The sequence below is a fragment of the candidate division KSB1 bacterium genome, assembly GCA_022562085.1.
In the GTDB taxonomy this organism is placed as follows: Bacteria; Zhuqueibacterota; Zhuqueibacteria; order Oceanimicrobiales; family Oceanimicrobiaceae; genus Oceanimicrobium.
Map to the genome: position 1 here is coordinate 20,702 of JADFPY010000025.1, position 7,399 is coordinate 28,100.

The following is a 7,399-nucleotide window of genomic DNA, read 5'->3' on the forward strand; positions in this document are numbered from 1 at the left end:
ATCTTTTAGATGGTTTCAAAATTTCAATCAGCATTTGAAATTGAGGATGCTGCCCGCTCTTTAGAATTATTTTACCGGGCTGGTATTTTTAATCGGCTGCCAATGGCTGTTTGGCGTTGTCCAAACCGCCTGAACAAGAATCTTATCGTTGATCTTTCGGGTGACGCAGACCGGGAAGCCCTCAACTTGAATGTGCTTAAGCAAGGGTTTGTATTCTCTCCATTTACCAGCCGCGAAGAGAAATCTGCTTTTTTAATAAAGGCCAATCTTCATTTAAATGAAACATCTTGTATTTTTGATGACTTTTCTAATGGTCATATTGATGCTAATATTACTTCCAGCAAACTGCGGTTTGAATCTACTTTAAAAGAGTTAAACAAGACCGGTTTTTATCAGGAGCATGCTAGAAATTGGTACAATCGAAATTCGTCAAATCCTTCAGTTCCTGCTACAAAAGAGCAGGAATTTTGCAATTGGGTTGAAGTGGCAATAGAACAAATTAGAAAAGGAGAGTTCCGAAAAGTGGTTCTTTCCCGAACTCATGAGGTCCTACTGAAAAACGATTTTTCTGCCTTAGGCTTATTTCATAAGCTGTGTGTCGAATACCCGACTGCTCTTGTTTCTCTTGTTGCCATACCCGGAAATGGGACCTGGGTAGGGGCCACTCCGGAGCTGCTGTTAAGTTTAGATAATCAGGAACTAACGACCGTGGCTTTGGCCGGCACCCAACCCGTTAAATCAAACCGAAACATTCAGGCTTCTAAATGGGGGAAGAAGGAAATTGTCGAACAAGAAATTGTCAGTGAATATATTCGCGACTGTTTCAAGCAGCAGAATATAAACGATTTTTCTGAGCACGGACCTGAAACAGTCAAAATTGGAAACATATTGCACTTGCAAACAAAATTTATTTGGAAAATTTCCCGGCACAATGAGGTGAATTTGGTAAATCGTTTGCTAAGCTCACTACATCCAACTCCGGCAGTTTGCGGTGTTGCCAAAAGAGCTGCCATGCAGTTTATCGAAAAAACAGAACCCCATGAGCGGGAATTTTACGCCGGCATTCTGGGCCCTGTAAATATTAAAAATCAATCCCGCTTATTTGCTAATTTAAGATGCCTGCAGCTGCAAAATCGTTCCGCAATTTTATATGCCGGCGGCGGCATCACCATCGATTCGATACCGAAACAAGAGTGGCTGGAAACCGAACTTAAATTAAATGCGCTTTTGAAGTTTATTGAGAAACCGAATGGATTCCCCTTGTCTGAAATGGCCGACTCTGCTCGAAGTCTTGAGGGTACGTTTGGATGACCGAGTTTAAGCGTAGCATCGTCAACATCGCTGAAATTTGCTCCCAAAAAAAAATTTCCGATATCATAGTCTCACCCGGTTCCCGTTCCGCCCCCCTCACTCTCGCATTTTTAAGACATCCAAAATTAAAATGCCGGACGATTGTGGATGAGCGCTCAGCTGCTTTTATTGCTTTAGGCTTAGCCCAGCAGACCCAAAAACCGGTCGGCCTCGTTTGCACCTCCGGCACTGCCGGGTTAAATTATGGTCCGGCTGTGGCCGAAGCTTACTACCAGAAAATTCCTCTTTTGATTTTCACTGCCGATAGACCCCCCGAGTGGATCGACCAAAACGACGGCCAAACAATCGATCAAAGAGAGATGTACGGCAAACGTTGCCGCGGATATTTTGAGCTTCCAGTGGATGACACACATCCGGATGCCAAATGGTATTGCGAGAGAATCACCTCAGAGGCCATTAATAAAAGTTTATGGCCAACTCCCGGTCCGGTTCAGGTTAATGTTCCCCTTCGAGAACCACTCTATCCCAAGTCGGATTTTAAGTACCAAAGCGATGCCAAAATCATTTCTCATCTGCCCGCACAAAATGTGCTGCTCAAAAACACCTGGAATGAGATTGCGTCAGTCTGGGCCGAGTCAAATAAAATTCTGATAGTGGCGGGAATGCATTCACCAAATTCAGGTTTAATTGAAAGCTTATCAACGATTCAAAAAATCGACAAAGTTACGTTTCTTTGTGACGTGACTTCAAATTTGCAGCAAGCGGAAAAGGTTTACTATTATGATTCTTTTTTGGGAACTGAAAATGAAGAAATGCTGAAAGAACTGGCCCCGGATTTGTTAATCACGTTCGGCGGACCGGTCGTGTCCAAAAGTTTAAAATTATTTCTGCGGAAATTTAAGCCCAGAATGCACTGGCAGCTTCAAACCCACGGTGATTGCATTGACACTTTTCAATCTTTGCGCCAAGTTATTCAAACTTCTGCGGCTTATTTTTTTCAAAACCTGCTGGCGATTTTAGAATCCAAGGCAGCTGCCGTTAGGAATTCAGATGAAAATTATTCCTCATCCTGGCTGAACATGCAATCTAAAGCTGAACAGCGATTGCGAGAGTTTTTCGAAACAGCACCGCACTGTGAGCTTAAGGCAATGCAATCTGTATTAAAACATATTCCGTCTGCAAGCAACCTCCAGTTAGGCAACAGTTCAATTGTGCGACTTGCCAGTTTCGTCGGATTGATGGAAACAAGCAGCATACGAGTGAACTCAAACCGGGGCACAAGCGGCATCGATGGCACACTCAGCACCGCAGTCGGTGCAGCACTCGCAACCCCTAAACTGACGACCTTGATTTTGGGTGATCTCGCGTTCTTTTACGACCGCAATGGACTGTGGAATGACTACTTACCGCCGAATTTAAGAGTCATCATTTTCAATAATTATGGCGGCGGTATTTTCAGAATTTTGGATGGCAGCAGTGATTTGCCTGAGCTTGAACAGCATTTTGAAGTAGAACACAATCTAAGCGCTAAAAATACCGCCGAGGATCACGGCCTGAATTACTTTTTTTGTGACTCGACTAAATCCTTAGAAGAGACTTTACCTGAGTTTTTTTCTGCTACAGATAAACCGGCAATTTTGGAAGTGCCTTTTGATAAACACACAAACGCCGAAATGTTTTTTAAATTTAAATCCTCAATGAAGGAGCTTAAATGAGCAATCGAGATATAAAATGGGAGCCTCTTAAGGTATTTGAGGATATTCTTTTTCAGTACTATGAGGGCATTGCAAAGATCAGCTTCAATCGCCCGGAAGTACACAATGCATTCCGGCCCAAAACTGTGTTTGAGCTTCAGGAAGCTTTTGAGTTGGCTCGCCAAAATACGGATGTTGGCGTGGTTATTTTGACCGGCGAGGGCGGCAAAGCATTTTGCAGCGGCGGCGATCAAAAAGTGCGCAATGTGGGTGGCTACGTCGGAGATGACGGTGTTCCGCGGTTAAATATTCTCGAGGTGCAAAAGCAGATTCGTTCGATTCCAAAGCCGGTGATTGCCATGGTCGCAGGGTGGGCCATCGGCGGCGGACATGTGCTACATGTGCTTTGTGATTTAACGATTGCTGCTGAAAATGCCCGGTTCGGGCAAACCGGGCCAAAGGTCGGCAGCTTTGACGGTGGTTTTGGCTCTTCCTTTTTAGCTCGGTGTGTAGGACAAAAGAAAGCCCGCGAAATCTGGTATCTGTGCGATGAGTACGATGCTCAGGAAGCGTTGCAAATGGGCCTCGTCAACAAAGTCGTGCCGCTTGCAGAGCTCGAAAGCACAACCGTAGATTGGTGCTTCAAAATTTTGACCAAAAGCCCAATGGCGATTCGGCTGCTCAAATCAGCATTCAATGCCGAACTCGACGGCCAGGCCGGCCTGCAAGAGTTAGCCGGCAATTCAACGCTTCTGTATTACTTAAGCGAGGAAGCGAATGAAGGTAGAAAAGCCTACATTGAAAAACGCAAACCGGATTTTACGAAATTTAGACGGTATCCGTAGGAAGATAATTCCCTCTCCTTTTTGGGAGAGGGTTTGGGTGAGGGTCAAATGAAACCAAAGCCACATCGCTTTCCTTCAACTCCAAGAATAAATCAACAAGCAAGAATCTTCGTAAGGGGATGACACCCGCCGAGCAAAAACTGTGGCAACATTTGCGTAACAGGCGATTATTTGAATTGAAGTTTAGACGCCAACACCCTGTTGGCCGCTTTATTCTTGATTTTTATTGTTATGAACATCCTTTAATTGTTGAGGTCGATGGTGGAATTCATGAATTACAAACAGAGCGTGACCAAATGCGGACAGAGTGGCTGCAACAGCAAGGATATAGAGTTATTCGATTTAAAAATGAAGATGTGATTTCTAATATTGAGGGCGTTTTAACTGAAATAGCCAGAGTTTGTGGAAGAATAAAATAGGCCTCATCCCCGGCCCTTTTCCAAAAGGGAGAAGAGGCTCAAACAGAAACAAACTATTCAAAGACCTAAGAATCTATGAATTCTCTCAAAATCTGGCTCTCCGCCTTCAGACTAAGAACCCTGCCGCTGGCTGCTGCCAGCATCACTCTCGGCAGTTTTTTAGCTGCATTCGATAGCGCCTTTCAGTGGCGGGTTACCATTCTTTGTTTCTTAACGGCTGTTTTGCTGCAAATCTTGTCAAATCTTGCCAATGATTACGGCGATAGTGTCCACGGTGCGGATAGCGGCAATCGCGTTGGCCCGGAACGGGCAACCCAGTCCGGAAAAATTTCAACTAAATCTATCCGGTTCGCTTTACTTGTTTTTACTTCGCTTTGTCTTATTGTCGGGTATCTGCTCATTCGCGGCGAAAGCCTGTTTTTTCATCTCTCCGGATTGACCGCAATTGCCGCCGCCGTTACCTACACTCTGGGCCCAAAATATGGGTACACCGGGTTGGGCGATATTTTTGTTTTTCTGTTTTTTGGCTTAATTGGCGTGTTTGGCACTTACTATTTGCACACCCATCAACTTAATTTCCAAATTGTTTTGCCCGCTGCCGCTTGTGGTTTGTTTTGTGCAGGCGTTCTAAATATCAATAATATTCGGGATTTACATTCCGATAAATTAGCCGGTAAAAACACAATTCCAGTCCGCTTCGGTCAAAGAAAGGCCAGAATCTATCATTGGGTCTTGCTGCTTTCGGCTCTTGGGTTTGCACTTATATTCATTTTGTTGAATTATAGGAATCCATGGCAATTCTTGTTCCTGATCACTCTGCCTCTGGTTTTAAAAAACGCTGTGGGAATTTCCCTGCAATCAAACGCAGCCGATCTCGATCCTCATTTGAAACAAATGGCAATTACAACCCTCCTATTTAGTTTTTGTTTTGGTGTGGGAATCTTGCTGTGAGTTCCCTGCAAGCCGACTTCAAAAAGTTTACTCTGCAATTTAAAAAACCGATGCGTACCTCCCGCAGCACTCTTTTCGCACGCGATATTTTTATTTTGGCGCTGCAGAACAAAGAGAGGATGGGACTTGGAGAATGTGCCCCGCTTAAAGGGCTAAGCATTGACGATCGCTCCGGTTTTGAAGACAAATTACAAGAAGTCTGCAAACTGTTGAATCAAGGTGCAAATCCGTCTGACCTTGATTTATCCGGCTGGCCGGCGATCCGGTTTGGACTGGAAGCCGCTTTAATGGATTTGGAAAATGGCGGCAAACGTCTGCTTTTTGAAAACGATTTTGCAAAGGGAACACAAACTATTCCAACGAATGGTTTGATTGTCATGGCTGATAAAGACGATATGCTTGAGCAAGTCTTCAATAAGGTTAAACTGGGTTTTAATTGCGTTAAAATTAAGATCGGTGCTTTAGATTTTGGCTCGGAATGTGACTTTCTTTCAGAAATTCGTAAAAAATTCCTGCCTGAACAAATTGAGCTTCGCTTAGATGCAAACGGCGTTTTTGAAGCGGACTCCGCTTTAGATAAACTGCAGCGTTTAGCAGAATTTGAAATCCATTCAATTGAGCAGCCGATCAAAGCAGGACAATGGCAAGCTATGGCACGTTTGTGCGCTGTGAGTCCGATCCCAATCGCTTTAGATGAAGAGTTGATTGGGATTCTTGAGCCAACTGCCAAAGAAGAGCTGCTTAGAACCATTAAGCCGCAATATATTATATTGAAACCAACTATAGTAGGCGGCTTAAAAGCCTCGATGGGATGGATCGATAACGCCAGAAAATTAAATATCGGCTTCTGGGTTACTTCCGCTTTGGAGTCGAATATCGGTTTGAATATCATCAGCCAGTGGGCGAGTACTTTGAATTTGAAAATGCCCCAGGGTTTGGGAACCGGGGAGCTTTTTACCGCTAATTTCAGGTCACCCTTGAAAATAATCGACGGGCAATTAACCTGCGCCTCGTCAAATGGTTGGGATAACCTGGCGGCTTTAGCTGACTTAAAATTAACAGAAGCATGAGTGAATTTAGCGGGATCCATTTAAAAGGAAAGCCTTTTACCGTTGATTGGATTTTGGAAAATCATGGCGAGTTACGGTCTGAACAATTTTCTCCAAATGAAATCAAGACCCTGACTTTCTGCGGACAGTGGTTGTCAGGGCAAAAGCAGTTTTCGGTTCAGACTTCCGGCTCGACCGGGGAGCCTAAATCCGTGGTCTTGACTCGACAGCAAATGGCAGCCAGCGCCCGCATGACCGGCGAAGCTTTAAGTTTAAACAAAGGTGATCATGCACTGGCCAGCCTTTCACCTGACCACATAGCGGGCCTCATGATGTTGGTGCGTGGTTTTGAATTAGATTTGAATGTAACCGTTGTTGAACCGGCCGGTAATCCTTTTGCCTCATTCGATTTGGAAAGTGCTGAACATTTCGATTTTGCCGCTTTCGTGCCATTGCAGCTGCAGACAATTTTGAACTCGGGAGAAACTCACCTTGCCGCTTTAAATAAAATGAAAGCCATTCTTGTTGGCGGGGCACAGGTTTCGGCGGCTCTTGAAAAAGCCATTGAACTAGTAAAAGCTCCCGTTTACCAAACCTTCGGTATGACCGAAACCGTCAGTCACATTGCCCTGCGCAAACTGAACGGCCCTGACAAATCAGAATATTATGAAGCCCTGCCGAGCGTTGAAATTGGGCAGGATCGGCGTGGTTGTTTAACGGTGAATTCAACAGTGACAAACAATGAATGGTTGACAACCAAGGATCTCGTGGAAATCAAAACCGGAAGCCGATTTGTTTGGCTGGGTCGAGTCGACCATGTGATCAACAGCGGGGGAGTGAAAGTGCAAGCTGAAAAGGTAGAAAGGGTAATTGCAGAAGCTCTTTTTGAAGTGAATCAGAAGAAAAATTCTAATCAGGAGTTTTTTGTCGGGCCCTTACCTGACAAAACTTATGGCCAGGTCGTAACAGTTGTTTTTGAAGACGTAAACCATATTCAAATTGATGAGAAAAGACTCAGGGGTCTTCTTTCAAAAAATCTAACCAAGTATGAAATTCCAAAATCAATTTATTTTTTGAATTCGTTTATCCGTACAAGTACCGGCAAAATTGACAGAAAAGCCAATCTCGCA

7 protein-coding genes are annotated in these 7,399 nt (G+C 44.3%); all 7 read left to right on the top strand.

The window, feature by feature from the left end; genetic code table 11:
- The first annotated feature begins 9 nt into the window (after window positions 1–9).
- Window positions 10–1,311, top strand: coding sequence for an isochorismate synthase (locus IH879_04140; GenBank protein MCH7674124.1), 1,302 nt, complete (start codon window positions 10–12; stop codon window positions 1,309–1,311).
- A complete protein-coding gene (menD, locus tag IH879_04145) occupies window positions 1,308–3,026 on the top strand; it encodes a 2-succinyl-5-enolpyruvyl-6-hydroxy-3-cyclohexene-1-carboxylic-acid synthase (GenBank protein MCH7674125.1) in 1,719 nt (572 codons plus the stop codon). The genes IH879_04140 and menD overlap by 4 nt, the downstream gene beginning before the upstream one ends.
- Complete coding sequence (menB, locus tag IH879_04150) at window positions 3,023–3,850, top strand: 1,4-dihydroxy-2-naphthoyl-CoA synthase (protein MCH7674126.1); 828 nt, start codon at window positions 3,023–3,025, stop codon at window positions 3,848–3,850. The genes menD and menB overlap by 4 nt, the downstream gene beginning before the upstream one ends.
- Before the next feature lie 119 nt (window positions 3,851–3,969).
- Window positions 3,970–4,269 (top strand): endonuclease domain-containing protein, encoded by a 300-nt coding sequence (locus IH879_04155; protein ID MCH7674127.1) that lies wholly within the window; start codon window positions 3,970–3,972, stop codon window positions 4,267–4,269.
- Between the two features lie 75 nt (window positions 4,270–4,344).
- Window positions 4,345–5,220: a 1,4-dihydroxy-2-naphthoate polyprenyltransferase gene (locus tag IH879_04160; GenBank protein MCH7674128.1), complete on the top strand. Its 876-nt coding sequence runs from the start codon at window positions 4,345–4,347 to the stop codon at window positions 5,218–5,220.
- Between the two features lie 5 nt (window positions 5,221–5,225).
- Complete coding sequence (gene menC / locus IH879_04165; protein ID MCH7674129.1) at window positions 5,226–6,290, top strand: o-succinylbenzoate synthase; 1,065 nt, start codon at window positions 5,226–5,228, stop codon at window positions 6,288–6,290.
- The coding region (locus IH879_04170; GenBank protein MCH7674130.1) for an AMP-binding protein at window positions 6,287–7,399 on the top strand (1,113 nt) is incomplete at its 3' end. The genes menC and IH879_04170, both read left to right, overlap by 4 nt.